21 protein-coding genes are annotated in these 25,020 nt (G+C 74.3%); 18 read left to right on the forward strand and 3 right to left on the reverse strand.

Features of this window, described 5'->3' with window-relative positions:
- Positions 1–130 precede the first annotated feature (130 nt).
- The 3 genes from KPF22_RS06320 (at position 131) to KPF22_RS06330 (ending at position 4,632) form a co-directional block, all read left to right on the forward strand.
- A complete protein-coding gene (locus KPF22_RS06320; protein WP_224401459.1) occupies positions 131–2,263 on the forward strand; it encodes a sensor histidine kinase in 2,133 nt (710 codons plus the stop codon).
- A 2-nt stretch (positions 2,264–2,265) separates the two neighbouring features.
- A complete protein-coding gene (locus tag KPF22_RS06325; protein ID WP_224401460.1) occupies positions 2,266–2,937 on the forward strand; it encodes a response regulator transcription factor in 672 nt (223 codons plus the stop codon).
- Positions 2,938–3,330: 393 nt separating this feature from the next.
- Positions 3,331–4,632, forward strand: a complete 1,302-nt coding sequence (locus KPF22_RS06330; RefSeq protein WP_208826023.1) for a DUF2252 domain-containing protein — start codon at positions 3,331–3,333, stop codon at positions 4,630–4,632.
- Between the two features lie 54 nt (positions 4,633–4,686).
- Here KPF22_RS06330 and KPF22_RS06335 read toward each other — a convergent pair whose 3' ends face one another.
- On the reverse strand, positions 4,687–6,915 hold the full coding sequence (locus KPF22_RS06335; RefSeq protein WP_224401461.1) for an NADP-dependent isocitrate dehydrogenase: 2,229 nt from the start codon (positions 6,913–6,915) through the stop codon (positions 4,687–4,689).
- 257 nt (positions 6,916–7,172) lie between these two features.
- On the opposite strand from KPF22_RS06335, the gene KPF22_RS06340 reads away from it, so the two are divergent.
- From KPF22_RS06340 to yhjD, 9 genes are all read left to right on the forward strand, one after another.
- On the forward strand, positions 7,173–7,502 hold the full coding sequence (locus KPF22_RS06340) for a hypothetical protein (protein WP_208826020.1): 330 nt from the start codon (positions 7,173–7,175) through the stop codon (positions 7,500–7,502).
- Positions 7,503–7,545: 43 nt separating this feature from the next.
- A complete protein-coding gene (locus KPF22_RS06345) occupies positions 7,546–8,388 on the forward strand; it encodes an exodeoxyribonuclease III (RefSeq protein WP_208826019.1) in 843 nt (280 codons plus the stop codon).
- Positions 8,385–9,197, forward strand: a complete 813-nt coding sequence (locus KPF22_RS06350; protein WP_208826018.1) for a protein kinase — start codon at positions 8,385–8,387, stop codon at positions 9,195–9,197. Before KPF22_RS06345 ends, KPF22_RS06350 begins: the two co-directional genes overlap by 4 nt.
- Positions 9,198–9,258: 61 nt before the next feature.
- Positions 9,259–9,762 (forward strand): YbaK/EbsC family protein, encoded by a 504-nt coding sequence (locus tag KPF22_RS06355; RefSeq protein WP_374107462.1) that lies wholly within the window; start codon positions 9,259–9,261, stop codon positions 9,760–9,762.
- An 82-nt stretch (positions 9,763–9,844) separates the two neighbouring features.
- Positions 9,845–12,484, forward strand: a complete 2,640-nt coding sequence (locus KPF22_RS06360) for a bifunctional FO biosynthesis protein CofGH (protein WP_224401462.1) — start codon at positions 9,845–9,847, stop codon at positions 12,482–12,484.
- 72 nt (positions 12,485–12,556) lie between these two features.
- A complete protein-coding gene (locus KPF22_RS06365) occupies positions 12,557–12,733 on the forward strand; it encodes a hypothetical protein (protein ID WP_224401463.1) in 177 nt (58 codons plus the stop codon).
- A 197-nt stretch (positions 12,734–12,930) separates the two neighbouring features.
- On the forward strand, positions 12,931–13,833 hold the full coding sequence (locus tag KPF22_RS06370; protein ID WP_208826015.1) for a helix-turn-helix domain-containing protein: 903 nt from the start codon (positions 12,931–12,933) through the stop codon (positions 13,831–13,833).
- Between the two features lie 25 nt (positions 13,834–13,858).
- Positions 13,859–14,872 (forward strand): tryptophan--tRNA ligase, encoded by a 1,014-nt coding sequence (gene trpS / locus KPF22_RS06375; RefSeq protein WP_224401464.1) that lies wholly within the window; start codon positions 13,859–13,861, stop codon positions 14,870–14,872.
- Positions 14,873–14,915: 43 nt separating this feature from the next.
- The gene (yhjD, locus tag KPF22_RS06380; protein WP_208826013.1) at positions 14,916–15,980 is read left to right on the forward strand and encodes an inner membrane protein YhjD; all 1,065 of its coding nucleotides are present in this window, start codon (positions 14,916–14,918) and stop codon (positions 15,978–15,980) included.
- A gap of 302 nt (positions 15,981–16,282) precedes the next feature.
- Here the strand turns inward: yhjD and KPF22_RS06385 are convergent, their stop codons facing one another.
- Both KPF22_RS06385 and KPF22_RS06390 read right to left on the reverse strand, forming a co-directional pair.
- Positions 16,283–17,575: a D-alanyl-D-alanine carboxypeptidase family protein gene (locus KPF22_RS06385; protein WP_224401465.1), complete on the reverse strand. Its 1,293-nt coding sequence runs from the start codon at positions 17,573–17,575 to the stop codon at positions 16,283–16,285.
- Between the two features lie 80 nt (positions 17,576–17,655).
- Positions 17,656–18,105 (reverse strand): SRPBCC family protein, encoded by a 450-nt coding sequence (locus tag KPF22_RS06390; RefSeq protein WP_224401466.1) that lies wholly within the window; start codon positions 18,103–18,105, stop codon positions 17,656–17,658.
- A 193-nt stretch (positions 18,106–18,298) separates the two neighbouring features.
- Between KPF22_RS06390 and KPF22_RS06395 the strand changes: the two genes are divergently transcribed.
- From KPF22_RS06395 to KPF22_RS06420, 6 genes are read left to right on the forward strand one after another with little or no spacing between them, the layout of a single operon-like run.
- Positions 18,299–19,447, forward strand: a complete 1,149-nt coding sequence (locus tag KPF22_RS06395) for a BMP family ABC transporter substrate-binding protein (RefSeq protein WP_224401467.1) — start codon at positions 18,299–18,301, stop codon at positions 19,445–19,447.
- The gene (locus KPF22_RS06400) at positions 19,444–20,955 is read left to right on the forward strand and encodes an ABC transporter ATP-binding protein (RefSeq protein ID WP_224401468.1); all 1,512 of its coding nucleotides are present in this window, start codon (positions 19,444–19,446) and stop codon (positions 20,953–20,955) included. The genes KPF22_RS06395 and KPF22_RS06400 overlap by 4 nt, the downstream gene beginning before the upstream one ends.
- Positions 20,952–22,031, forward strand: coding sequence for an ABC transporter permease (locus tag KPF22_RS06405; protein WP_208826666.1), 1,080 nt, complete (start codon positions 20,952–20,954; stop codon positions 22,029–22,031). Before KPF22_RS06400 ends, KPF22_RS06405 begins: the two co-directional genes overlap by 4 nt.
- Positions 22,028–23,263, forward strand: coding sequence for an ABC transporter permease (locus tag KPF22_RS06410; RefSeq protein WP_224401469.1), 1,236 nt, complete (start codon positions 22,028–22,030; stop codon positions 23,261–23,263). The genes KPF22_RS06405 and KPF22_RS06410 overlap by 4 nt, the downstream gene beginning before the upstream one ends.
- Before the next feature lie 36 nt (positions 23,264–23,299).
- Positions 23,300–23,704: a cytidine deaminase gene (locus KPF22_RS06415; RefSeq protein ID WP_224401470.1), complete on the forward strand. Its 405-nt coding sequence runs from the start codon at positions 23,300–23,302 to the stop codon at positions 23,702–23,704.
- Positions 23,701–24,987, forward strand: a complete 1,287-nt coding sequence (locus KPF22_RS06420; protein WP_062397665.1) for a thymidine phosphorylase — start codon at positions 23,701–23,703, stop codon at positions 24,985–24,987. The genes KPF22_RS06415 and KPF22_RS06420 overlap by 4 nt, the downstream gene beginning before the upstream one ends.
- Positions 24,988–25,020: the final 33 nt, after the last annotated feature.

The following is a 25,020-nucleotide window of genomic DNA, read 5'->3' on the forward strand; positions in this document are numbered from 1 at the left end:
GCACCCGTCCGCGGTCCCGCCCCGATGTCCCGCGGATGCGGGACCGTCGTCCCGGGACGCGGGACACCCGGTGTTGCGACGATGCCCGTTCCGGCGAGTACCCGGGCAGGACGTCACGAGGGGGCCGCGGATGACGATCGGGACCGGCGCACGGGCCGCGGACGCCCGGCCGGACGGTGGCGACGACCCGCAGGACGCCGGCGTCCCGCCTGCGGCAGGCGACCCGGCCCGGGGCGGGAGGTCCGCCCGGGCGCCGGTCCTGCTCGCCGGTGTCCCGGCCGCCGCCGCGCTGGTGGTCGCCGCCGTCGTCGAGCTGCGGGTCCCGACCGAGTCGCTCCCGCCGGAGGAGGGCGCCGAGCTGGTCTGGGCGAGCGGCGCGATCGCGCTCGTGCTGCTGGTGGCCGGGCTGCTGCTGGTGGCGCGGGTCCCGCGGCATCCGGTGGCCTGGGTGCTCGCCGGGTCGGGCCTGGTCTGGGCGGTGGACACCGCGGCCGCCGCCTGGACCCGCTACGGCCTGTACGTCGTCGCCGATCCGGGCCTGCCGCTGCTGTCCCCGGCGTGGTGGTTCTTCACCCGGTTCGGGGCGGTGCTGTTGTTGGGGCCGCCGCTGCTGTTGCTGCTCTTCCCGGACGGCCGGCTGCCGGACGGTCGGGTGTGGCGGCCGCTGTCGATCGCGAGCCTGGCCTCGACGGCGTTGCTCCCGCTGACCCTGGTCCTGGTCCCGGCGGCCGAGGTCGAGCGGTACCACGTCGCGGCGGCGCCGCCGTCGCAGGCGCTGGTGGAGCCGGACCTGCTCAGCGTGCCGATGCCGTTCTGGCCGCAGGTGCTGGCGGTCGCCTACCCGATGATCCCGCTGAGCCTGCTGGTCCCCGCGGCGGCGGTCGTCGCCCGGTACCGGGCCGCGCGGGGGGAACGGCGCCTGCAGCTGCGCTGGCTGGTGTGGGCCGGGCTGGTGAGCGCGCTGCTCGTGGTCCCGACGTGGGTGCTGCCCGCCCCGTGGCCGACGGTGCTGCTGGGTCTCGCGATCGCGGCGACGTCGGGGGCGGTCGTCGTCGCGGTCACCCGGCACCGGCTCTACGACGTCGACCGGCTGCTCTCCGGCACCGTGGTGTCGGTCCTGCTGCTGGCCGCGACGGTCGCGGTCGACGTCCTGCTGCTGGCACTGGCCGGGAACCTGCTGGGCGGGCAGGACGCCGCGTTCCTGGCCGTCGCCGTCGTCGCGGTGCTGTACACGCCGTTGCGGACCCGGCTGTGGTCCGCGGCGCGGCGGCTCGCGCGCGGCGGCCGGGACGACCCCTACGGCGCGCTGTCGACCCTCGCGGCCCGGCTGGAGGACGCCCGCGGTGACCGGCTGCTCGCCGCGCTGGCCGGATCGGTCGCGGAGGCGTTCCGGCTGCCCTACGTCCGAGTCGTCACGACCCGGCCGGACGGTGGCACCGCCGTCGTCGAGCACGGCCGCCCGAGCGGGCCGGTCACCGAGCTACCGGTGACCTGGCGCGGCGCGCGGATCGGCCGGGTCGACCTGTGCTCGGCCGGTGCCGCGCTGTCCGACCGCGACCAGCGGCTGCTCGGGGACCTGGTCCGGCAGGCCGCGTCGGCGGCCCGGGCCGACGAGCTCTCGACCCGCCTGCAGGTGCACCGGACGGCACTGGTGACCGCCCGCGAGGAGGAGCGCCGCCGGCTGCGTCGCGACCTGCACGACGGTCTCGGTCCGGCGCTCGGGGCGGTCACCCTGCGGATCGAGACCGCCCGCAACCTGGCTGCGTCGGACCCGGTGGCCGCGGACCGGATGCTGGAGGCGGCGACCGTTGATGTCGCCGCGGTGCTGGCGGACATGCGCCGCCTGGTGCACGACTTGCGACCACCCGCGCTCGACGAGCTCGGCCCGGCGGGTGCGCTGCGCGAGCTGGCGCGCCGCACGGCGCCGCCCGGTCTGGCCGTGACCGTGGTCGAGGAGGGCGAGGGGCCGGCCCTGCCCGCCGCGGTGGAGGTGGCCGCGTACCGGATCGCGGCCGAGGCCCTGACGAACGTGGTGCGGCACGCCGCCGCCCGCACCGCCCGCATCCGGCTGGTCCGCGGGTCCGGCTTCCTGGTGGTGGAGGTCGTCGACGACGGTCGCGGGATCGCGCCCGACGTCGTCGCCGGGGTGGGGACGCTGTCGGTGCGCGAACGGGCCGCGGAGCTCGGCGGGACGTGCGCGGTGCTGGCCCCCGACGGTGGCGGCACCGTCGTGCGGGCCCGGCTGCCGCTGGGGGAGGGATGACCGTGGACACGACCGACGAGGGCCCGGTCCGGGTGCTGCTGGCCGACGACCACCCGGTGTACCGGGAGGGGCTGGCCGCGCTGCTGGCCTCGGTGCCGGGGATCGAGGTCGTCGGCACCGCCGCGGACGGAGCCCGGGCCGTCGCGATGGCCGCGGACACGGCGCCCGACGTCGTCGTGATGGACGTGCGGATGCCGGATCTGGACGGTATCGCCGCGACCCGCGAGATCACCACGGCCGCGCCCTCGACCGGGGTGGTGGTGCTGACGATGAGCGAGGAGGACGAGACCGTGTTCGCGGCGATGCGGGCCGGTGCGCGGGGCTACCTGCTGAAAGGGGCCAACCAGGCCGAGATCGTCCGTGCGGTCACCGGCGTCGCCCGGGGAGACGTGGTGTTCGGTCCGGCGATGGCCCGCCGGATCGTGGACTTCCTCGCGGCCCCGCCGGAGCCCGGGACGGCCCCGCCGACGGTGTTCCCGGAGCTGACCGCGCGGGAGCGGGAGGTCCTCGACCTGCTGGCGGCCGGCCGGTCGAACGACCGGATCGCGGCCGCGCTGTTCCTGTCGCCGAAGACGGTGCGCAACAACGTGTCGAACATCTTCGCGAAGCTGCAGGTGGCGGACCGGGCGGAGGCGATCGTGCGGGCGCGCGACGCCGGTCTGGGCCGGTCCTGACCGGGTCAGCTGCGGCTGCCGCCGGTCGTCTCCGGGCCCGCCGGGCGCCGGGTCGGGGGCCTGCGGGGGCCTGCGGGACGCTTGCTCCCGGGACGCCCGGGGCCGGTGCTGGTCGCGCGCACGACCCGGCCCGGCCGGGCGGGGAGATCCCCGGTCGGTGTGCTGCGGGACGGCCTGATAATGATCATCGCTAACGAGATTCTACCGGTGGGTACACCCGCTCCGGGACGGGGGTTGCTCCGGACGGGTTGCGTGACGTCGCCCACGGTGGCCCCGCTGATCACCCGTTGATCGCAACGAAGATCCATCCGCCACCCGGTCGGCGGCGCACGGTCCGGCGGGGCCCCACGGACGGAGGTGGTCCCCGCCACCGTCCGCGAGCATGATCGCGCCATGACCGACCGCAGCGGCCACATCGTCGACACCCTCGTGACCGCCTTCGACGACCTGATGGCCGCCGACCCCGCGGCGTTCCGGACCAAGTTCCGGAAGATGGCCGCCGACCCGTTCGCGTTCTACCGGGGCAGCGCCTGCCTGTTCTACGACGACGTCGCCCGCCGCGAGGACCCCTGGGTCGACGAGCGGACCGCCCGGGTCTGGATCCAGGGCGACCTGCACGCGGAGAACTTCGGCACCTACATGGACGGCGACGGCGTGCTCGTCTTCGACGTCAACGACTTCGACGAGGCCTACCTCGGCCACTGGACCTGGGACGTCACCCGGTTCGCGGCCAGCCTGTGCCTGCTCGGCTGGCGCAAGGCGCTGTCGGACCGGTCGCTGTCCGAGCTCGTCGAGCGCTACTGCCGCAGCTACCTGGCCCAGGTGCGGCACTTCGCCGACCGCGACGACGACGCGTTCTCGCTGCGCCTGGACACCACCGAGGGCCCGGTGCACCAGGTCCTGCAGACCGCGCGCACCCGGACCCGGGTCGGGCTGCTCGACGCGGTCACCGAGACCGAGGGCTTCGACCGCATCCTGCGCGCCGGCCCCGGCGTCCGCACCCTCGACGGCGACGAGAAGGCCGCGGTCACCGCGGCGTTCGAGGCCTACGTGGCCACGATCCCGGAGTCCCGGCGCCACCGCGGCGTCGCCTACACCGTCAAGGACGTCGCCGGGCGGTCCGGCGTGGGCATCGGCAGCGCCGGGCTGCCCACCTACACGGTGCTGGTCGAGGGGCTGAACCAGGCGCTGGACAACGACATCGTCGTCTCGATGAAGCAGGGCAACGTGGCCGCGCCCTCGCGGGTGGTCACCGACGAGCGGGTGGCGGCGGCGTTCCGCCACCACGGGCACCGGACGGCGGTCTCGCAGCGCGCGCTGCAGGCGCACGCCGACCCGATGCTGGGCTGGACCGAGCTCGGCGGCGTCGGGTTCGTCGTCGCCGAGGTCTCGCCCTACGAGGCGGATCTGGACTGGTCGGAGCTCACCGAGCCCGACGAGATCGCGCCGGTCGTCGCGGACCTGGGCCGGGCCACCGCGAAGATCCACTGTGTGGCCGACGCCGACGCCGACCACGCGCTCGTCGACTTCCGGGTCGAGGAGGCGGTCGCGGCGCGCACCGCCGGTGCGGAGGACGCGTTCGTGGAGTGGGTCGTGGAGTTCGCCCACGACTACGCGCGGACCGTGCGCGCCGACCACGCGCTGTTCGTGGAGGCGTTCCGCTCCGGGCTCGTCCCCGGCGTCAGCTCGGCCTGACACGACGACGGCCCGCCCTCCCGGCAACGGGGGGGACGGGCCGTCGCGGTGGGGCTACTTGCCGGCGAAGGCGTCGATCGCCGCGTTGAACGTGGCGCTCGGCCGCATGACCGCGTCGGTCTTCGCACGGTCGACGTAGTAGTAGCCGCCCAGGTCGACCGGGTCGCCCTGGACCGCGTTCAGCTCACCGACGACCGTGTCCTCGGCGGCGGCGAGCTTCTCGGCGAGCGGGGCGAAGATCGCGGCCAGCTCGGTGTCCTCGGTCTGCGCGGCGAGGGCCTGCGCCCAGTACAGCGCGATGTAGAAGTGGCTGCCGCGGTTGTCGAGCTCCCCGACCTTGCGCGACGGCGACTTCCCGTTCTCCAGCAGCTTGCCGGTGGCCTCGTCGAGGGTCTGGCCGAGCAGCTTGGCCCGCAGCGGCTCCTCGGTCTTCGACGCCAGCATCTCCAGCGAGACGGCCAGCGCGAGGAACTCGCCGAGGGAGTCCCACCGCAGGTGGTTCTCCTTCTGCAGCTGCTGCACGTGCTTCGGCGCGGACCCGCCGGCGCCGGTCTCGAACAGGCCGCCGCCGTTCATCAGCGGGACGATCGACAGCATCTTCGCCGACGTGCCCAGCTCCATGATCGGGAACAGGTCCGTGAGGTAGTCGCGCAGCACGTTGCCGGTCACCGAGATGGTGTCCTCGCCCTTGCGGGCCCGCTCCAGGGTGTAGCGGGTGGCCTCGGCGACCGGGAGGATCTCGATGGTCAGGCCGTCGGTGTCGTGCTCGCCCAGGTACGTCTCGACCTTCGCGATCAGCTGCGCGTCGTGGGCGCGCGCCGAGTCCAGCCAGAAGACGGCGGGGGAGCCGGTGGCCCGGGCCCGCTCGACGGCCAGACCGACCCAGTTGCGGATCGGGGCGTCCTTGGTCTGGCAGCCGCGCCAGATGTCGCCCTCGCCGACCTCGTGCGAGAGCTTCTCCTCGCCCGACGCCGCGTCGACGACGCGCACGGTGCCCGCGGAGGCGATCTCGAAGGTCTTGTCGTGGCTGCCGTACTCCTCGGCCTTCTGGGCCATCAGCCCGACGTTCGGGACGGTGCCCATCGTCGTCGGGTCGAAGGCGCCGTTGGCCTGGCAGTGCTTGACGGTCTCGTCGTAGAGCGGGGCGTAGGACGAGTCCGGGATGACGAACTTCGTGTCCTGCAGCGCGTCGTCGGCGTTCCACATCCGGCCCGACGAGCGGATCGCGGCCGGCATCGAGGCGTCGATGATGACGTCGCTCGGCACGTGCAGGTTGGTGATGCCGCGCGCCGAGTCGACCTGGGCCAGCGCCGGGCCGGTCTCGTAGGCGGCGGTGATGGCCTTCTCGACGGCGTCGCGCTTGTCGGCGGGCAGCTTCTGCAGCGCGGTCAGGATCGAGGCGAGGCCGTCGTCGGGGTCGGCGCCCACGGAGGCGAGGTCGTCGGCGAAGGAGGCGAACACGTCGGCGAAGTAGGCGCGGACGGCGTGGCCGAAGATGATCGGGTCGGAGACCTTCATCATCGTGGCCTTGAGGTGCACCGAGAACAGCACGCCCTTGGCCTTGGCGTCGGCGACCTGCTCGGCGAGGAAGGCCTGCAGCGGCTCGCGACGCATGACGGCGCCGTCGAACACCTCGCCGTCCAGCAGCGCGACCTTCTCCTTCAGCACCGTGACGGTGCCGTCGGCGGCGACGTGCTCGATGCGGACCGCGCCGTCACCGGCGGCGGTGAACGAGGTCTCGGAGTGGCGGAAGTCGCCGTCGTCCATGGTGGCGACGTGGCTGGTGGAGTCGGAGCTCCAGGCGCCCATCGAGTGCGGGTGCTTGCGGGCGAAGTTCTTCACCGACAGCGGGGCACGGCGGTCGGAGTTGCCCTCGCGCAGCACCGGGTTGACCGCGGAGCCCTTGACCGAGTCGTAGGCGGCGCGGGCGGCCTTCTCCTGCTCGGTCTGCGGGTTCTCCGGGTAGTCCGGCACGTCGTAGCCGGCGCCCTGGAGCTCGGTGATCGCCGCCTTGAGCTGCGGGATCGACGCCGAGATGTTCGGCAGCTTGATGATGTTGGCGTCCGGGGTCTTCGCCAGCTCGCCCAGCTCGGACAGCGAGTCCGGGACGCGCTGGGCGTCGGTGAGCCGGTCCGGGAACTTCGCCAGGATGCGGGCGGCCAGGGAGATGTCGCGGGTCTCCACGTCGACCCCGGCCTGGCCGGCGAAGGCCTCGATGACCGGCAGGAAGGAGTGGGTCGCCAGTGCCGGCGCCTCGTCGGTGTACGTGTAGATGAGCTTCATCGCGTCCTCAGGCCTGCCTCGGCTCGTCGTGTGTGCTGCCGTGTCCAGCGAGCGGGCCGCGACGGCGCCGGCGGACGGGCCCGGGACGACCGGGCGGGTCCCCGGCGCGGCGACCCGCTGACTGGGCCACACGCTATCTGTTCACCGGCCCCGCCCGCCCGCAGGAGTAACCGGCCCGACACCCCCGTGGTGGTCGAGCCCACGGCCGCGGACCGGCTACCGTGGTCGCGGCAGCGCTCGGCGGGAGGGGAACCACGGTGGCGAAGGTCTTCGGGCTCACCCGGAAGTCGCTCCTGAGGGGCTGGCCGCTGGTCGGGCTCATCGGAGTCGGCCTCACGGTCGTCGCCCTCGCCTACGGCGGTGTCACCGGGAACCTGGAGACCACCGGGTGCCGTGTCGTCGTGCAGGGCGAGCAGGTGACGGTGCGCTCGGCGCCCGGCGACTCGGCGGCGCCGGTCCGCACGCTCCCGGTCGGGACCGAGGTCGCGGCCGAGACGATCGTCGACGGCGGCTTCCGCAAGCTCACCGAGCAGAACCAGTGGGTCCCGGTGGACTCCGTCGCCGCGACCTCGGGCAGCCGGTGCTGAACCCGTCGCGCAGCGTGATCAGGGGTGCGGCACAGTAGACGGTGTGAACGCGCTCGCCACGGTCAACGTCAACGGGGTCCGTGCCGCCGCCACCAAGGGGCTGCTGGAGTGGCTGGCCGCGACCGACGCGCGGGCGGTCTGCCTGCAGGAGGTCCGGGCCCGGCCCGACGAGCTGCCGGCCGCCTTCCTGGCCGCGCTCGACGAGGGCGGCTGGCACCTGCGCCTGGCCCCGTCGCTGACGGCGAAGGGCCGCAACGGCGTCGCGGTGCTGAGCCGGGACGAGCCCGAGGCGGTACGGATCGGCTTCCCGAGCGGAGCCCGCGGAGCGAGCAACGGCACCGACCCCACCACCGACCTCGACGGCCGCTACCTCGAGGTGGACCTGCCCGGCGGGCTCACCGTCGCCTCGCTGTACCTGCCCAAGGGCGAGGCGGGCACCGAGCGGCAGGACCACAAGGACGCGTTCTGCGCGGCCTTCGGTGACCATCTGCGCACCGCGTTCGACCGGTGCGCCGCGACCGGGCGGCAGATGGTCGTCGGCGGGGACTGGAACATCGCGCCCACCGAGCTGGACCTGCGCAACTGGCGCGGGAACCGGCGCAACTCCGGGTTCCTGCCGCACGAGCGGGAGTGGTTCGCGAAGCTGCTCGAGCACGGCTGGCGCGACGTGGTGCGCGAGCGCCACCCGGGCGTCGACGGGCCGTACTCGTGGTGGAGCTACCGCGGGCGGGCCTTCGACAACGACACCGGGTGGCGGATCGATCACATCGTCACCACGCCCGGGCTCGCGGACGCCGCGCACGAGGCCGTCGTGGACCGGGCGCCCGCGCACGACCGGCGCTTCTCCGACCACGCCCCCGTCGTCGTCCGGCTGGGGGCCGTGTGATCGCCGGCCGGATGGTCGGCGGCCGCTACCTGCTGCTCGACGAGCTGGGCCGGCGCGGTTTCGGGCCCACCCACCGAGCCGAGGACCGCATCACCGGCCGCACCGTCGCCGTCACCGAGATCGCGCTGCCCGCGGTCGCAGGGGTCCGGGAGCGGCTGCTCACCGAGGTCCGGGCGGCCGGACGGCTGCGCCACCCGTCGGTCGTCGGGGTGCTGGACCTGGTCACCGACCGGTCCTCGGCCGGGGACATGCGCGAGTACCTGGTCACCGAGCACCCGGAGGCGCGACCGCTGGGTGCGGTCGTCGGGACGGCGCCGCCCTCTCCCCGGCAGGTCGCGCTCGTGGGCCGGGACGTGCTGGCCGCACTGCGTGCGGTGCACGCCGACGGCGGCACCCACGGCGGCCTCGACGCCGACGCGGTGCTGGTCGCCGCCGACGGCCGCGCCCTGCTCACCGACGTCGGCCTCGCCCGCGCGGTCGGTCCGCGCCCCGGCGGGAACGGTGCGCCCGCCGCCCCCGAGGGCGCCGACACCCCGGCCGCGGACCTGTGGTGCCTGGGTGTCGTCCTGCGCGAGGCGGCGGGCCCGCGCCCGTCGGCGGGCAGCGCGCTCGCGACGGTCCTGGACGGCCTCACCGCCGACGACCCGGCCGAGCGCCCGACCCACGACCGGGCCGCCGAGCTGTTCGAACGCGGCGCGCGGCCCCGGTCCCCGGGCGGGGACCTCGGCCGCAACCGCTGGATCCTGCTGGGCGTGGCCGGGGTGCTGGCCGTGGTCGTCGTCGTGCTGCTGGTCCTCGCCGTCCTCTGAACACACCCGGCGGCGGGAACCCGGCGGCGCCCGCGGACGCGGCGGGGGCAGGATGGGCCGGGTGAGCCGGAGCGTCGAACACCCCGCCGACCACCCCCGCGTCGCCGCCGTGAAGGAGGCGTTGCGCCGGGCCGGTGCCGATCCCGCGTCGATCGCGGGCCTGGTGCTGCTGCCCGACGCGGTGACCACCGCGGCCGCGGCGGCCGCCGCGCTGGAGGTGGAGGTCGGCCAGATCGCGAACTCGCTGGTCTTCGACGCCGACGGCGCCCCGCTGCTCGTGCTCACCTCCGGCGCGCACCGGGTCGACACCGACAGGGTCGCCGCCCTGGTCGGCGCGCAGCGGGTCGGCCGGGCGTCCAAGGAGTTCGTGCGCGAGGCGACCGGGCAGGTCATCGGCGGGGTCGCCCCGGTCGGGCACCCGGCGCCGGTACGCACCCTGGTCGACGTCGCACTGGGGGACTTCGACCGGGTCTGGGCGGCCGGCGGGGTGGCCCGCTCGGTGTTCCCGACGACCTTCGACGAGCTCGTCGCGGTCACCGGCGGGACGCCCGCCGAGGTCGCCTGAGCCGTATTCCCGCATCGGCCGTGATCCATCGCCGGGAAACGGACGGTCGCTGCGATGATCCGCGAAACCTAGTGTGGGTGGCATGGCCGATACTCCTGCCGCACCCGTCCCGGCCGAGGCCGAACCGCCGGTCGGACTCCCGACCCCCGCACCCGCCGAACCGGTGCCCTCGGACTCGGCGTTCCGCCGGGCCCTGCGCCGGGTCCGGGACGGGTCCACCCTCGACGTCACCGAGGCCGCCGTCCTGCTCGCCGCCCGCGGTGAGCACCTCGACGAGCTGCTCGGGCACGCCGGCCGGGTCCGCGACGCCGGACTGGTCGAGGAGGGCCGCCCGGGCGTGGTCACCTACTCCCGCAACGTCTTCATCCCGCTGACCCGGCTCTGCCGCGACCGCTGCCACTACTGCACGTTCGCGACCGTCCCGCACAGGCTCGACGACATGTACCTGGAGCGCGACGAGGTCGTCGAGATCGCCCGCCAGGGCGCCGCGCAGGGCTGCAAGGAGGCCCTGTTCACCCTCGGCGACCGCCCCGAGGACCGCTGGCCGCAGGCCCGCGAGTGGCTCGAGGCGCGCGGCTACGACTCCACCCTCGACTACGTCCGGGCCTGCGCGATCGCCGTCCTGGAGGAGACCGGGCTGCTGCCGCACCTCAACCCGGGCGTCATGAGCTGGGAGGAGCTGACCCGGCTCAAGCCGGTCGCGGCCAGCATGGGGATGATGCTGGAGACGACGTCGCAGCGGCTGTTCGAGAGGGGCGGCCCGCACTTCGGCAGCCCCGACAAGGAGCCCGCGGTCCGGCTGCGCGCCCTCACCGACGCCGGCCGCGTCGGCGTCCCGTTCACCACCGGCATCCTGATCGGCATCGGCGAGAACCGCACCGAGCGGGCCGAGTCGCTGTTCGCGATCCGCTCCGCCGCCCGCGCGCACGGGCACGTGCAGGAGGTGATCGTCCAGAACTTCCGCGCCAAGCCCGACACCGCGATGGCGAACGACCCGGACGCCGACCTGGAGGACCTGGCCGCCACCATCGCCGTCGCCCGGCTGGTGCTGGGCCCGAAGGTCCGGCTGCAGGCGCCGCCGAACCTCGTCGGCGACGAGCAGGCGCTGATGCTGCGTGCCGGGATCGACGACTGGGGTGGTGTCTCCCCGGTGACGGTGGACCACGTGTCCCCGGAGATGCCGTGGCCCGCCGTCGACGAGCTGGCCGCGATCACCGAGGCCGAGGGCTTCTCGTTGCAGGAGCGGCTCACCGCCTACCCGAAGTACGTGCGGGCCGGGTCGCCGTGGATCGACGCGCGGCTGCACGGCCACGTCGCCGCGCTGGCCGGGCCGGACGGGCTCGCCCGGCCCGACGCCGTCGTGGAGGGGCGGGCATGGCAGGAACCCGACGGCGGGTTCGCCTCGACCGGGCGCACCGACCTGAACGCCACGATCGACACGACCGGGCGCACCGAGGACCGGCGCAGCGACTTCGGCGACGTCTACGGCGACTGGGACGAGGTGGCCGCCGAGCTGGAGCACCAGCGCGCCGGCCACGGGGCGGCCCCCGAGCGGCTCGACTCCGACGTCCGGGCCGGGCTGGACCTGGCCGCGTCCGACCCGGCAGCGCTGCTCGACCCGGCGCACGCCGACGCCGCGATGGCCGTGCTGACCGCCGACGGGCCCGCGCTGCGCACGCTGCTCGACCTCGCCGACGACGTGCGCAGGCAGGTCACCGGGGACGACGTCACCTACGTGGTCAACCGGAACATCAACTTCTCGAACGTCTGCTACGTCGGCTGCCGGTTCTGCGCGTTCGCCCAGCGCGAGCGCGACGCCGACGCCTTCCGGCTCTCGCTCGACGAGGTCGCCCAGCGCGCCGCGGAGGCCGCCCGTGACGGCGCCACCGAGGTCTGCGTGCAGGGCGGCATCGACCCGCAGCTGCCGGTGTCGTTCTACGCCGACCTGGTCCGCGCGGTCACCGCGGCCGTGCCGGGGATGCACGTGCACGCGTTCTCCCCGATGGAGATCGTCTCCGCGGCGGCCAAGGCCGGGGTGTCGATCCGGGAGTGGCTGACCGAGCTGAAGGCCGCCGGGCTCGGCTCGATCCCGGGCACCGCCGCCGAGATCCTCGACGACGAGGTCCGGTGGGTGCTGACCAAGGGCAAGCTGCCGGCGTCGCAGTGGATCGAGGTCGTCTCGACCGCGCACGAGCTGGGGATCCCCAGCAGCTCGACGATGATGTACGGCCACGTCGACGAGCCCCGGCACTGGCTCGGGCACCTGCGCACACTGGCGTCGATCCAGGACCGCACCGGCGGGTTCACCGAGTTCGTGCCGCTGCCGTTCGTGCACCACAACGCCCCGATCTACCTGGCCGGGATCGCCCGGCCGGGTCCGACGGAGCGCGACAACCGGGCGGTGCACGCGTTCGCCCGGCTCGCACTGCACGGGCGGATCGACCACGTCCAGTGCTCCTGGGTGAAGCTCGGCGACGACCTCGCCGCGGACATCCTGGCCGGGGGCGCCGACGACATGGGCGGCACCCTGATGGAGGAGACGATCTCCCGGATGGCCGGCTCGGAGAACGGCTCCGAGCGCTCCGTCGCCGAGCTCACCGCGATCGCGGCGGCCGCCGGTCGCCCGGTCCGGCAGCGGACGACGACCTACCGCGGCGAGCCCCGCGTGCTCACCCCGGCGTCGGGTACCGGGCCGCGGATGCTGCCGCTGACCCCGGCCTGATCCCGGCCGGTCCCGCGCCGCCCCCGGGCCGCGCGGGACCGGCTCGGCCGCCGATCGGCCTACGGTGGCGGTATGGGTGTACTCGGAGAGATGTTCCCGCGGAAGCGGATGCACGAGGACTCGGACGCCGCGCAGGGCGGGCAGCAGTGGCGGCTCGGCCCGATCGACCTCGACAAGGGCGTGGTGACGGTCGAGCCGGCCTCGCGACCCGAGGACCCGGAGCAGGAGAAGGACCGGGAGAACGGATGACGTGCTGACCGGGACGACGCCCCGCGGCTGCCGCAGCCCCCTCACCGCGCTGTCGCAGGACGTCCGCCCCGGCCGGTGGACCGACCCCCCGACCCGGTCCACCCCGCCGCCGGCCGTGCCCGGAGGCGCGGCTTCGATCGGCAGAGTGAGGCCAACGGTACGATCTTGAGCAGTCCGGGGTCAAGGGAGGCGAGCGGGTGCGGCCGCAGGAGCTGGGCGCCGTGGGGCGCGGTCTCGGCCTGCTCGCCGACACCTGGACGCTGTTGATCCTGCAGCGCGCCTTTCTCGGCGTCAGCCGGTACGCGGGGTGGCGGGAGACCCTCAACATCTCCGACGCGACGTTGTCGGCGCGGCTGCGCGGTCTCGTCGACGCGGGTCTGCTCGAGCCCCGCAGCTACGCCGACGGTGGCCGCGAGCGCCGCGGCTACGTCCTCACCGAGCGCGGCGGCGACATCTGGAAGCTGCTGATCTGCACCTGGGACTGGGAGAAGACCTGGGTCCCGCGGGAGGTCCCGCTCCCCGAGATCGTGCACCGCGACTGCGGCCGCCCCACCCGGGTGCGGGTGTGCTGCGCGGCCTGCGGCGGCGCGGTCGGGCCGCGGGACACCGACGTCGAGCGCGAGCCGTGGGCGCCGGGGCTGGACCTGCTGGCCCGCAGGCACCCGCGGCGCACCCGCGGCACGCTGCCCGTCGACCCGCTCTCGTTCCTGCCCGGTGCGATGGAGATCATCGGCGACCGGTGGGGTGCCGCCGTCCTCGGCGCCGCGCTCACCGGGATCCGGGCGTTCACCTGCTTCGCCCACGAGCTGGCGATCTCCCCGGAGGTGCTGTCGGACCGGCTGCGCCGCTTCGTCGCGCTCGGGGTGCTCAGCCGCAGCGGCGACGGCGAGTACCGCCTCACCGACAAGGGGCGGGCCAGCTTCCCGATCCACGCCTGCCTGGTCGAGTGGTCGCACCGCTGGTGCGGCGGGGACGGCGCCCCGATCGACCTCACGATCCGCCACCGGGCCTGCGGGCAGCCGCTCTGCGTGCGGCTGGACTGCGAGCAGTGCGGGCGGGCGTTCGCCCGGGACTCGGTGTCCCCGGTGCGCCCGAGATGACGGACGGTAGGGAACGATGGCGGGCATGAACGACGCCCACCGTCCCCGCGTGCTGTCCGGGATCCAGCCCACGGCCGACTCGTTCCACCTCGGCAACTACCTGGGTGCGCTGCGGCAGTGGGTGGCCCTGCAGGACGACCACGAGGCGTTCTACTGCGTCGTGGACCTGCACGCGATCACGGTGGAGCACGACCCGGCCGAGCTGGCCCGGCGTACCCGGGTCGCGGCCGCGCAGCTGCTCGGGCTGGGGCTCGACCCGGACCGCTGCACGCTGTTCGTGCAGTCGCACGTCCCGGAGCACGCGCGGCTGTCCTGGATCCTGGAGTGCATCACCGGTTTCGGCGAGGCCGGCCGGATGACCCAGTTCAAGGACAAGTCCGCCAAGCAGGGCACCGACCGGGCGACGGTCGGCCTGTTCACGTACCCGATCCTGCAGGCCGCGGACATCCTGCTCTACCAGGCCGACCGCGTCCCGGTCGGCGAGGACCAGCGCCAGCACCTGGAGCTGACCCGCAATCTCGCGCAGCGGTTCAACCACCGCTTCGGCAAGACGTTCCGGGTGCCCGAGCCGCACATCCCGCAGGCCACGGCGAAGATCTACGACCTGCAGGATCCGACGGCGAAGATGAGCAAGTCGGCGTCGTCGCCCAGCGGGATCGTGGAGCTCCTCGACCCGCCGCGGACCTCGGCCAAGAAGATCCGGTCCGCGGTGACCGACAACGAGCGCGAGATCCGCTTCGACCCGGAGAACAAGCCGGGCATCGCGAACCTGCTCACCATCAACGCGGCGATGACCGACCGGAAGGTCGCCGAGGTCGAGGCCGAGTACGTCGGCCGCGGCTACGGCGACCTGAAGAAGGACCTGGGCGAGATCGTCGCCGCGTTCGCGGAGCCGTTCGCGGAGAAGGTGAACGGCTACCTGGCCGATCCGGCCGAGCTCGACCGGGTGCTCGCGCGCGGTGCCACCCGTGCGCGTGAGGTCTCCGGCGCGACACTGGCCGCGGTTCACGAGAGGATCGGGTTCCTCCCGCCCGCCTGAGCGACGCTCCCGGGGCGGGGAGAACCACCGAACCGGGGGAATGATGGCCGAGAACCGCGCTGCCACGATCGCGCACCGGCTGGAGACCGACGAGGAGGAGACCGAGACCTTCCTCGACCGCCAGCGGGAGAAGCATCCGTGGCTCGACCACCTGGTCCGGGCGGGGGAGCGCTACACCGAGAACCACGGCGACCACTACGCCGCGGCGATCACCTACTTCTCGATCCTGGCGCTGGTACCGCTGCTGATGGTCGGGTTCGCGGCGGCCGGGTTCGTGCTGCGCGGCAACCCTGAGCTCCTCGACTCCCTGCGCCAGGCGATCCAGTCGGCCGCGCCGGGCCAGATCGGCGAGCTGCTCGGCGGGATCGTGCAGACCGCGATCGACCGGGCCGGGGCGATCGGTCTGATCGGTCTGGTCGGCGCGCTGTACTCGGGCATCGGCTGGATGAGCAACCTGCGCGAGGCGCTGACCGAGCAGTGGGGCCAGCGGGACGATGCCCCGCCGATGATCAAGAGGCTGGCGTTCGACCTGCTCGCCCTGGTCGGGCTCGGGCTGGCCCTGGTGCTGTCGTTCGCGATCTCCTCGATCGGTGGCGCGGCGGGGAGGTTCCTGCTCGACCTGGTCGGCCTCGGCGAGGCGACGTGGGCACGCGTGCTGCTGAGCATCGCCTCGTTCCTGCTCGTGCTCGCCGGTAACTGGTTGGTGTTCCTCTGGGTGATCGCCCGCCTGCCGCGCGAACCCGTGTCCCTGCGCAGCGCGGCCAGGGCCGCGCTGATCGGCGCGATCGGGTTCGCGATCCTGCAGCGGGTGATGGTGATCTATCTCGGCTCGGTCACGAACTCCGCGGCCGGTGCGGCTTTCGGCTCGATCCTCGGTCTGCTGGTCTTCATCTTCTTCACCTCGCGGTTCCTGCTGTTCGTGACGGCCTGGGCCGCCAGCGCCGAGGAGAACGACCTGGGCTACCGCGACCTGCCCGCCCCGGCGATCATCCGGCCGCAGTACGTCGTCCGGGACGGGCCCGGCGCGCTCGCGTCGGCGGGCCTGCTCACCGCGGGTCTGATCGGCGGGGCACTCGGCCTGCGGGCCCTGGGGCGCCGGCGGCGCTGACCCGGATCGCCGTCCCGCCCCGATCTCGAAGCCCCGATCTCGAAGGACGTGATCCCGACGAATTCGCTTACCCGGTAAGCGAGTTCGCAGGAGGGTGGGGCCCGGCCCTCGGGCGCCGGAGTGAGCCCGTGCCGTCTCGGCCGATTCTCCCGGTGCGGGCCCCGACGAACTCCTTCGCCCGGTGAACGGTCCCGCGGACCCGAGCTCCGGGGACGCCGTCCGACGAATCCGCTTACCCGGTAAGCGGATTCGCAGAAGGGTGCACCCCGGCCCTCGGGCACCGGGCGGGCGTCCGCCGCAGGTCAACGGCGCCGGCGCAGCCGCGCGGCCACCAGCGCCCCGACACCGGCGAGCGCGGCGACCCCGCCGACCAGCACCGCGGCGGGGATCGGCGCAGCACCCGCGGGATCGGGGGCGCCGGTCGACGTCGCCCCGTCGGCGCTCCGCGTCGCCCCGTCCGCGCCCCCGGATCCCGTTGCGCCGTCCGCGCCGCCTGCCCCGCCCGCGGGGGCCGCGGCGCCCGGGGGCGTGTCCGAGCCGTCGGCGGAGCCCGTGGTGCCCGGCTCGACCAGCGTCCCGATCCCGGTGGCCGGGGCGCCGAAGCCCCAGTCCAGCAGGGCGCGGGCCTGGTCGACCATCAGCACCGGCCGGGGCTCGCCGCGCACGACGGCGACGACCAGCCGTCGCCCGTCGCGCTCCATCGCGCCGACGAAGGTGTGCCGGGCGGCGTCGGTGAACCCGTTCTTGCCGCCGAGGAAGCCGGGGGCACCGAGGAGCCGGTCATCGTTGCCGAGCAGGAAGCCGGGCTTGTCGGCGAACCCGGGGAACGGGATGCTCCGGGTGGTCAGCGCGGCCGCGATCCGCGGGCGCTCCAGTGCGGCGCGCAGCAGCAGGCCCAGGTCGTAGGCCGAGGCGGACATCCCCGGGCCGTCGAGGCCGGAGGGCGTCGCGGGACGGGTGTCCAGGGCACCGAGGCGGCGGGCCTCGTCGCGCATGGCGGCCAGCGTCGCGGGGACCCCGCCGAGTTCGCGGGCCAGGGCGTTCGCGGCGTCGTTGCCCGAGGACAGCAGCAGCCCGTGCAGCAGCTGGTCGACCGTGTAGCGCCCGCCGGGACCGATCCCGGCCCGGCTGCCGTCGACATCTCCGTCCTCGGCGGTGCCCACGACCACCCGGTCCATCGGCAGCCGCTCGTCGACGACCAGCGCGAGCAACAGCTTGATCGTCGACGCCGGACGCTGCCGCGCGTGCGGGGCCCGGGCGGCGAGCACCGCACCCGAGTCGAGGTCGGCGACGACGTACGACGCGACCCCGACCGGCGGGGGCGGCACCGGCCCGGCGTGGGTGTCACCGCAGCCGCCGAGCCCGCCGACCGGTGGCGACGGCACCGGCAGCGGGGGGACGGGCACCGTCTCCTCCCGCGCGGGCGGGCCGGGCGGGACCTCCTGCCCCGGGCACCCCGCGGCGACCGCGACCGGAGCGGCGGAGGCGACCGGTGCGGTGCCCGCCGCCCCGGCCAGCGCGAGCGCCACGACGACGGGAACGAGCAGCCGGGCGGCGGGTCGGCGCGGGGAGCCCGGGCCGGCGGGGGTCGTCACCGTTGCAGCATGACCCACGGCCCGGCGGAACGGGCCGCCCGCTGCGGGCCCGGCACCACGGACCGCGCTCCGCGGCACGGTCAGCGCTCGACGATCTCCTTGACCCGGTCCAGGCTGCGCTCCAGCCCGTCGCGCATCAGGGTCTCGCGGTCCCGGCCCAGGATCCCGCTGCGCTGCAGCAGCCGTACCGGCAGCGCCGCCTCGCCGGTCTTCTCCCGCCAGGCGACGACGGTCGTCGCCCCGTCGCCGGCCGGCTCCAGGATCCAGCCCCAGGCCGTGCGCGACTCGGTCACGACGAAGGTGAACCGGCGGGCCGGCTCGCACTCGGTGACGCGGCAGTGCGTGGACCAGCGGATCCGTCCGTGCCGGTTGCCCCCGGTGAACCTCGCGCCCACGGCGGGCCCGGTCGCGTCGCCGCGCCACCGTCCCCCGGTGGCCTCCGGGCTCCACTCACCGGCCCGGGTGATGTCCGAGACCAGCTCCCACACCCGCTCCGGTGGGGCCTGCACCGTACGTTCCGCGCGATCCATCGATCCTCCTCCGAGACTGCGTCACCTCCCGGGTACAAGATCGTCCGGGTGCGCGGACGGTACCGTCCGTCAACCGCTCGACGATTCCGCGTCACGGCCGTGTTTCGAGTTCTGCCGAAACCGTTGTCCAGCGGTTACCGTCCCGTCCGGACATGCGCCGCCGAGCGGTGGCGCCGGAGGGGGAGGTCACCTCGTGCGGATCAACCAGCGCATCGGAGGCAGGAGCCGGTACGCGACCGCGATCGCGCTCGTGGCCGCGGCGGCACTCACGCTCGCGGGCTGTGCCCGCGACACCGGCGGGGGCGGCGGCGCCCAGGCCGGGGAGTGCGAGCGCGTCGCGCCGCCGTCGGTGCCGGCCGCGTCGGCCCAGCCGGCGCCGGAGGCCCCGAAGGCGGACGCGAGCCGGCTCAAGGTCGGGCTGGCCTACGACATCGGCGGGCGTGGCGACGCCTCGTTCAACGACGCGGCGGCCGCCGGCCTCGACCGCGCCGTCGCCGAGCTGGGGCTCCAGAAGGCCAACACGCGTGAGGCGACCGCCCAGGCGGGGGAGAGCGAGGACGCGGGCACCAACCGCCTCCGCCAGCTCGCACAGGGCGGGTTCAACCCGATCGTCGCGGTCGGCTTCAACTACGCCACCGGCGTGAAGACCGTCGCGACCGAGTTCCCGAACATCCAGTTCGCCATCGTCGACGACGACACGGTCGACCTGCCCAACGTCAAGCCGCTGGTCTTCGCCGAGGAGCAGGGCTCGTTCCTGGTCGGCGCCGCGGCCGCGCTGAAGACCTCGGCCTGCAAGGTCGGGTTCATCGGCGGCGTCGACAACCCGCTGATCCAGAAGTTCGACGCCGGCTACGAGCAGGGCGCCAAGGCCGTCGCGCCGCAGATCGACGTCGAGTCGGCCTACATCTCCCCGGCCGGCGACTTCACCGGCTTCAACGACGCCACCCGCGCCACCGAGATCGCGTCCGGCCAGTACGACGGCGGCGCCGACATCGCCTTCGCCGCCGCGGGCCAGTCGAACCAGGGTGTCTTCGCGGCCGCGCAGACCGCGCAGAAGAAGGCCATCGGCGTCGACTCCGACCAGTACAACTCGCCGCAGCTGACGCAGGTCCGCGACACGATCATGACGTCGATGATCAAGCGGGTCGACGTGGCGGTCTACGACTACATCAACGCGGTCGCGGGCAACACCGTCGCGCAGCTCCCGGCGCGGTTCGACCTCGCCAACAACGGTGTCGGCTACTCCACCTCCGGTGGTCAGGTCGACGACATCGTCCCGCAGCTCGAGGCGTACAAGGCCGCGATCATCGCCGGACAGATCCAGGTCAAGTCCACCAAGTGACCGACCAGCCCGACGCGGTCGCACTCCGCGGGATCACGAAGCGCTTCCCCGGCGTCGTCGCGAACGACGGCGTGGACCTCACCGTCACCCACGGTGAGGTCCACGCCCTCTGCGGCGAGAACGGCGCCGGCAAGTCGACCCTGATGAAGATCCTCTACGGGATGCAGACGCCCGACGAGGGCACGATCGTCGTCGACGGGGCGGAGACGCACTTCCGCAGCCCCGCCGACGCCATCGCCGCGGGGATCGGGATGGTCCACCAGCACTTCATGCTGGCCGACAACCTGACCGTCGCCGAGAACGTGCTGCTCGGCGCCGAGCGCCTGCACGGCATCGGGAAGGCGGCCCGGGCGCGGATCACCGAGCTGTCCGCGACCGTCGGGCTCGCCGCCCGGCAGGACGCGCTCGTCGAGCACCTCGGCGTCGCCGACCGGCAGCGCATCGAGATCCTCAAGGTGCTCTACCGCGGCGCCCGCACGGTGATCCTCGACGAGCCGACCGCGGTGCTGGTCCCGCAGGAGGTCGACGAGCTGTTCGCGACCGTGCGCACGATGCAGGGCGACGGCTACACGTTCCTGTTCATCTCGCACAAGCTCGACGAGGTCCGCGCCGTCGCCGACCGGATCACCGTGATCCGCCGCGGCCGCACGGTCGGCACCGCGGACCCGCGGACCGTCACCAACCGCGAGCTGGCGGAGATGATGGTCGGCTCGGAGCTGCCCTCGCCGGAGACCCGCGAGTCGACCGTGACCGACCGCGAGGTGCTGCGCGTCGAGGGCCTCGGGCTGGCGAGCCCGGACGGCGGCCGCGACCTGCTCGACGGGGTCGACCTCGTCGTGCACGCCGGTGAGGTGCTGGGCATCGCAGGCGTCGAGGGCAACGGCCAGACCGAGCTCGTCGAGACGGTCATGGGGATGCGCAGGCACGCCCGTGGCCGGGTGCTGCTGAACGGCACCGACATCTCGGCGACGTCGACGATGGCCCGCCGCGAGGCCGGCATCGGCTACGTCCCCGAGGACCGGTCCCGCCACGCCCTGCTCGGCGAGCAGCCGCTGTGGGCGAACCGGATCCTCGGGTTCCAGTCCCGGCCGCCGATCGCCCGGCGCGGGCTGCTGGACACCGCCGCCGCGCGCACCGACACCGAGCGGATCGTGCGCGACTTCGACGTCCGCACCCCCGGGATCGACGTCATGGCGGCCGCGCTGTCCGGTGGCAACCAGCAGAAGCTCGTCGTCGGACGGGAGCTGTCCGGCGACCCGGTGCTGCTCATCGCGGCCCACCCGACCCGCGGCGTCGACGTCGGCGCACAGGCAGGCATCTGGGCCGAGCTGCGCCGCGCCCGCGCGGCCGGGCTCGCGGTGCTGCTGGTCTCGGCCGACCTCGACGAGCTGATCGGCCTGTCCGACACTCTCGCCGTCATCTCCGGCGGGCGGCTGGTCGGCACCGCCGATCCCGCGACCGTGACCCCCGAGGAGCTGGGTACCAAGATGACCGGAGCCGCCACGTGAGCCGGCTGCGGGGCGCCGTCGTCGCGCCCGTCCTGGCGATCGCGGTCGCCGCCCTGCTCTGCGGGGTCGCCCTGGTGATCAGCGGGGCGTCGCCGTGGACGGCGGTCACCACCATCCTCGCGCAGGTCGGCTCGGGCACGGTCGTCGTGGACACCGTGAACTCCGCCGCCGTCTACTACCTCGCCGCCCTGGCCGTCGCGATCGGCTTCCAGATGCGGTTGTTCAACATCGGCGTCGAGGGCCAGTTCCGGGTCGCCGCCTGCGTCGCCGCGATCGTCGGCGGGACGGTGGCGCTCCCGCCGGTCCTGCACACCGTGCTGATCATGGTGGTGGCGCTGCTGACCGGCGCCGCCTGGGTCGCGATCCCGGCGCTGCTCAAGGCCTACCGCGGCGTCTCCGAGGTCATCTCGACGATCATGCTGAACGCGATCGCCACCGGGCTGATCGCCTACCTGATCCGCGCCGAGACCTTCGGCGAGCTGCGCGGCAACAACATCACCACCCCGCCGATCCCCGAGTCGGGCTGGTTCCCCGGGATCCCGATCGGCAACGGCGCGATCTTCGGGATGGTGTTCGTCGCGGCCGCGCTGGGCATCGGCTACTGGTTCCTCCTCGGACGGACCCGGTTCGGCTTCGAGCTGCGCGCCTCCGGCGAGTCGGCGACGGCCGCCGCGACCGGCGGGGTGAACGCCCGCCGCACGATCGTCGTCGCGCTGCTGCTCTCCGGCGCGGTCGCCGGGCTGGTCGGGTTGCCCGAGCTGCTCGGGCGCGACCACGCCTACACGCTGTCCTCGCCGCAGGGCTACGGCTTCACCGGCATCGCGATCGCGCTGCTGGGCCGCAACCACCCCGTCGGCATCGCGCTGGGCGCGCTGCTGTGGGCGTTCCTGGACAAGTCCGCGGTGGCGCTCGACGTCGTCGGCATCCCGCGGGAGATCGTGCTGATCATGCAGGGCCTGATCGTGCTGTCGGTGGTCGTCGCCTACGAGGTCGTCCGCCGGGTCGAGCGCCGGGCCGAGCAGCGGCGGGTCGCCGCGGCGGCCCCCGCACCGCAACCCGCGGAGGTGTCGTCGTGACCGCGGTGCTGGATCGTGCGCGGTCCCTGCCCGGCTGGGCCCGGTCGGCGCTGATCGCGGCCGCGCTGGTCGCGATCCTGTCGGTCACGGTGACGCTGACCGGCCAGACCCAGCTGACCTCCGGCGGCACCGCGTCCGCCGCGGTGCGGCTGGGGCTGCCGATCCTGCTCGCCGGCCTGGGCGGCCTCTGGGCCGAACGCGCCGGGATCATCAACATCGGCCTCGAGGGCATGATGGTGCTCGGCACCTGGGGCGCGGCCTGGGCCGGCTACCAGTGGGGGCCGTGGGCGGCGATGCTCGGCGGGCTGGTGTTCGGCGCGCTCGGCGGGCTGCTGCACGCCGTCGCGACGGTGACGTTCAACGTCAACCACATCGTCTCCGGCGTCGCGATCACCCTGCTCGGGACGGGACTGACGAAGTACCTGGCGACCCTGGTCTTCACCCCGGTCTCGCAGAACCCGCGCCAGTCCCCGCGGCTGGAGGGCTTCACCGAGTTCTCGATCCCCGGGGTCTCCGAGGGCCTCGCGGCACTGGAGGCCCAGCAACGGGTGTTCGTCTCCGACCTCGCCGGGTTGCTGTCCGGGCTGGTCACCGGCCTGACGCCGATCCTGGTCATCGGGGTCGCGCTGGTCCCGGTGAGCTACCTCGTGCTGTGGCGGACGGCGTTCGGGCTGCGGCTGCGCAGCGCGGGCGAGTCGCCGGTCGCGGCGGAGTCGCTCGGCGTGAACGTGGTGCTGCACAAGTACGTCGCGGTCACGATCTCCGGCGCGCTCGCCGGTCTCGGCGGAGCGGCGCTGGTGCTCAACCCCGGCCAGCTCGGCTACCTGGAGAACCAGGTCGGTGGCCGCGGGTACATCGGCCTCGCCGCGATGATCTTCGGCAACTGGCGGCCCGCCGGGCTGCTCGTCGGCTCGGCGCTGTTCGGTTACGTCGACGGCCTGCAGCTGCGTGCCGGCGGTGAGGCGGTGCACGCGCTGCTCTACGGCGCGACGCTGGTCGCGGTCGTCGTCGCGGTGCTGTGGGCGATCCGCCGGATGTGGACCGCCGCCGCCGTCGCGCTCGTCGCGGGGCTGCTGGTCTACGCGGTCTACTGGTCGGTCGACACCGTGCCCAGCGAGTTCGCCTCCTACGCCCCGCAGCTGGTCACGCTGATCGTGCTCGCGGCGGCCTCGCAACGACTACGACCACCGGCCCGGCTCGGCGAGCCGTACCGGCGCGGGGAGGGCCGCTAGATGGCAGGCGGGGGACCGTCCGGAGCGGGTGCGGACATGGTGCGGCCCGACGCACCGGTCCCGGACTGGGACGCCCTGCGGGCCGCCGCGGTGCAGGCCGCGGCCTGGGCGTACGCGCCGTACTCCCGGCTGCACGTCGGCGCGGCCGCACTCGTCGACGACGGGCGGGTGGTCACCGGCTGCAACGTCGAGAACGCCTCCTACGGCCTCGGCGTCTGCGCCGAGGTGACCCTCGCCGGGCAGCTGCGTCTCTCCGGCGGCGGACGGCTGCTCGCGGTCGCCTGCCGCTCCGGCGACGGCGACCTGCTCATGCCGTGCGGACGCTGCCGCCAGGTGCTCCACGAGTTCGGCGGCGCCGCCCTGCTCTGCGACACCCCGCGCGGGGTGCTGCCGTTCACCGAGGTGCTGCCCGACGCGTTCGGCCCGGAGGACCTCCCGTGAGCTTCTCCGCGGTCGAGGTCATCGCGGCCAAACGCGACTGCCGCACGCTGTCGAAGGCCCAGATCGACTGGGTGGTCGACGCCTACACCCGCGGCGAGGTCGCCGACGAGCAGATGGCCGCGCTGGCCATGGCGATCCTGCTCAACGGCATGGAGCCCGGCGAGATCGCGCACTGGACCCAGGCGATGATCGACTCCGGCGAGGTCCTCGACTTCGGCGACGTCGGACGCCCGCTGGTCGACAAGCACTCCACCGGCGGCGTCGGGGACAAGATCACGCTGCCGCTGGCGCCGCTCGTCGCGGCCTGCGGGGCGGCGGTGCCGCAGCTGTCCGGCCGCGGGCTCGGCCACACCGGCGGCACCCTGGACAAGCTGGAGGCCATCCCCGGCTGGCGCGCCTCGCTGACCACCGACGAGATCACCGCGCAGCTGCGGGAGGTCGGCGCGGTCGTCTGCGCGACGACGCCCACGCTCGCCCCCGCCGACAAGCGGCTCTACGCACTGCGCGACGTCACCGGCACCGTCGAGTCCGTCCCGCTGATCGCCAGCTCGATCATGAGCAAGAAGCTCGCCGAGGGCACCGGCGGGCTGGTCCTCGACGTGAAGGTGGGGTCCGGCGCGTTCATGAAGACCCTGCCGCGCGCCGGGGAGCTCGCCGACGCGATGACCGCGATCGGGGCCGCCCACGGCCTCCCGACCACCGCGCTGCTCACCGACATGTCCCGCCCGCTGGGCCGCTGCGTCGGCAACGCCCTGGAGGTCGCCGAGTCGGTCGAGGTGCTGCGTGGCGGGGGACCGGCCGACCTGGTGTCGCTCACCGTCGCGCTGGCCACGGAGATGCTCGCCCTCGCCGGTCTGCCCGACGCCGACCCGGCCGCCGTGCTCGCCTCCGGTGCCGCGTACGACGTGTGGGAACGGATGATCGCCGCGCAGGGCGGGGACCCGTCCGCGCCGCTGCCGGTGGCCACGCACGTCGAGACGGTCGTCGCCGAGCGGTCCGGGATCTTCGCCGGGGCCGACGCGCTCGCCGTCGGCACCGCGGCCTGGAAGCTCGGCGCCGGGCGCGCCCGCAAGGAGGACCCGGTGCAGGCCGGGGCCGGGGTCCGGCTGCTGGTGGACCCGGGCGACGAGGTCCGTCCCGGCACCCCGCTCGCCGAGCTGCACACCGACGACGACGCCCGGCTCCCCGCGGCCCGCCGGCTGCTCGCCGGCGCGGCGCTGATGATCACCACGGACCCGCCGCCCGAGCGGGACCTCGTCCTCGACGTGCGCCGGGGCGGCTGACCCGGCCCGTTCGGGGTCGCACGCGACCCCGAA

Source organism: Pseudonocardia sp. ICBG1034, from assembly GCF_020131375.1.
GTDB lineage: Bacteria > Actinomycetota > Actinomycetes > Mycobacteriales > Pseudonocardiaceae > Pseudonocardia > Pseudonocardia alni.

Bases quoted from the DNA above. Each gene is read 5' to 3' on its own strand.
- KPF22_RS06320 (WP_224401459.1), top strand. From the start codon at position 131: ATGACGATCGGGACCGGCGCACGGGCCGCGGACGCCCGGCCGGACGGT.
- KPF22_RS06415 (WP_224401470.1), top strand. From the start codon at position 23,300: ATGGTGCGGCCCGACGCACCGGTCCCGGACTGGGACGCCCTGCGGGCC.
- KPF22_RS06335 (WP_224401461.1), bottom strand. From the start codon at position 6,915: ATGAAGCTCATCTACACGTACACCGACGAGGCGCCGGCACTGGCGACC.
- yhjD (WP_208826013.1), top strand. From the start codon at position 14,916: ATGGCCGAGAACCGCGCTGCCACGATCGCGCACCGGCTGGAGACCGAC.
- KPF22_RS06360 (WP_224401462.1), top strand. From the start codon at position 9,845: ATGGCCGATACTCCTGCCGCACCCGTCCCGGCCGAGGCCGAACCGCCG.
- KPF22_RS06365 (WP_224401463.1), top strand. From the start codon at position 12,557: ATGGGTGTACTCGGAGAGATGTTCCCGCGGAAGCGGATGCACGAGGAC.
- KPF22_RS06330 (WP_208826023.1), top strand. From the start codon at position 3,331: ATGACCGACCGCAGCGGCCACATCGTCGACACCCTCGTGACCGCCTTC.
- trpS (WP_224401464.1), top strand. From the start codon at position 13,859: ATGAACGACGCCCACCGTCCCCGCGTGCTGTCCGGGATCCAGCCCACG.
- KPF22_RS06390 (WP_224401466.1), bottom strand. From the start codon at position 18,105: ATGGATCGCGCGGAACGTACGGTGCAGGCCCCACCGGAGCGGGTGTGG.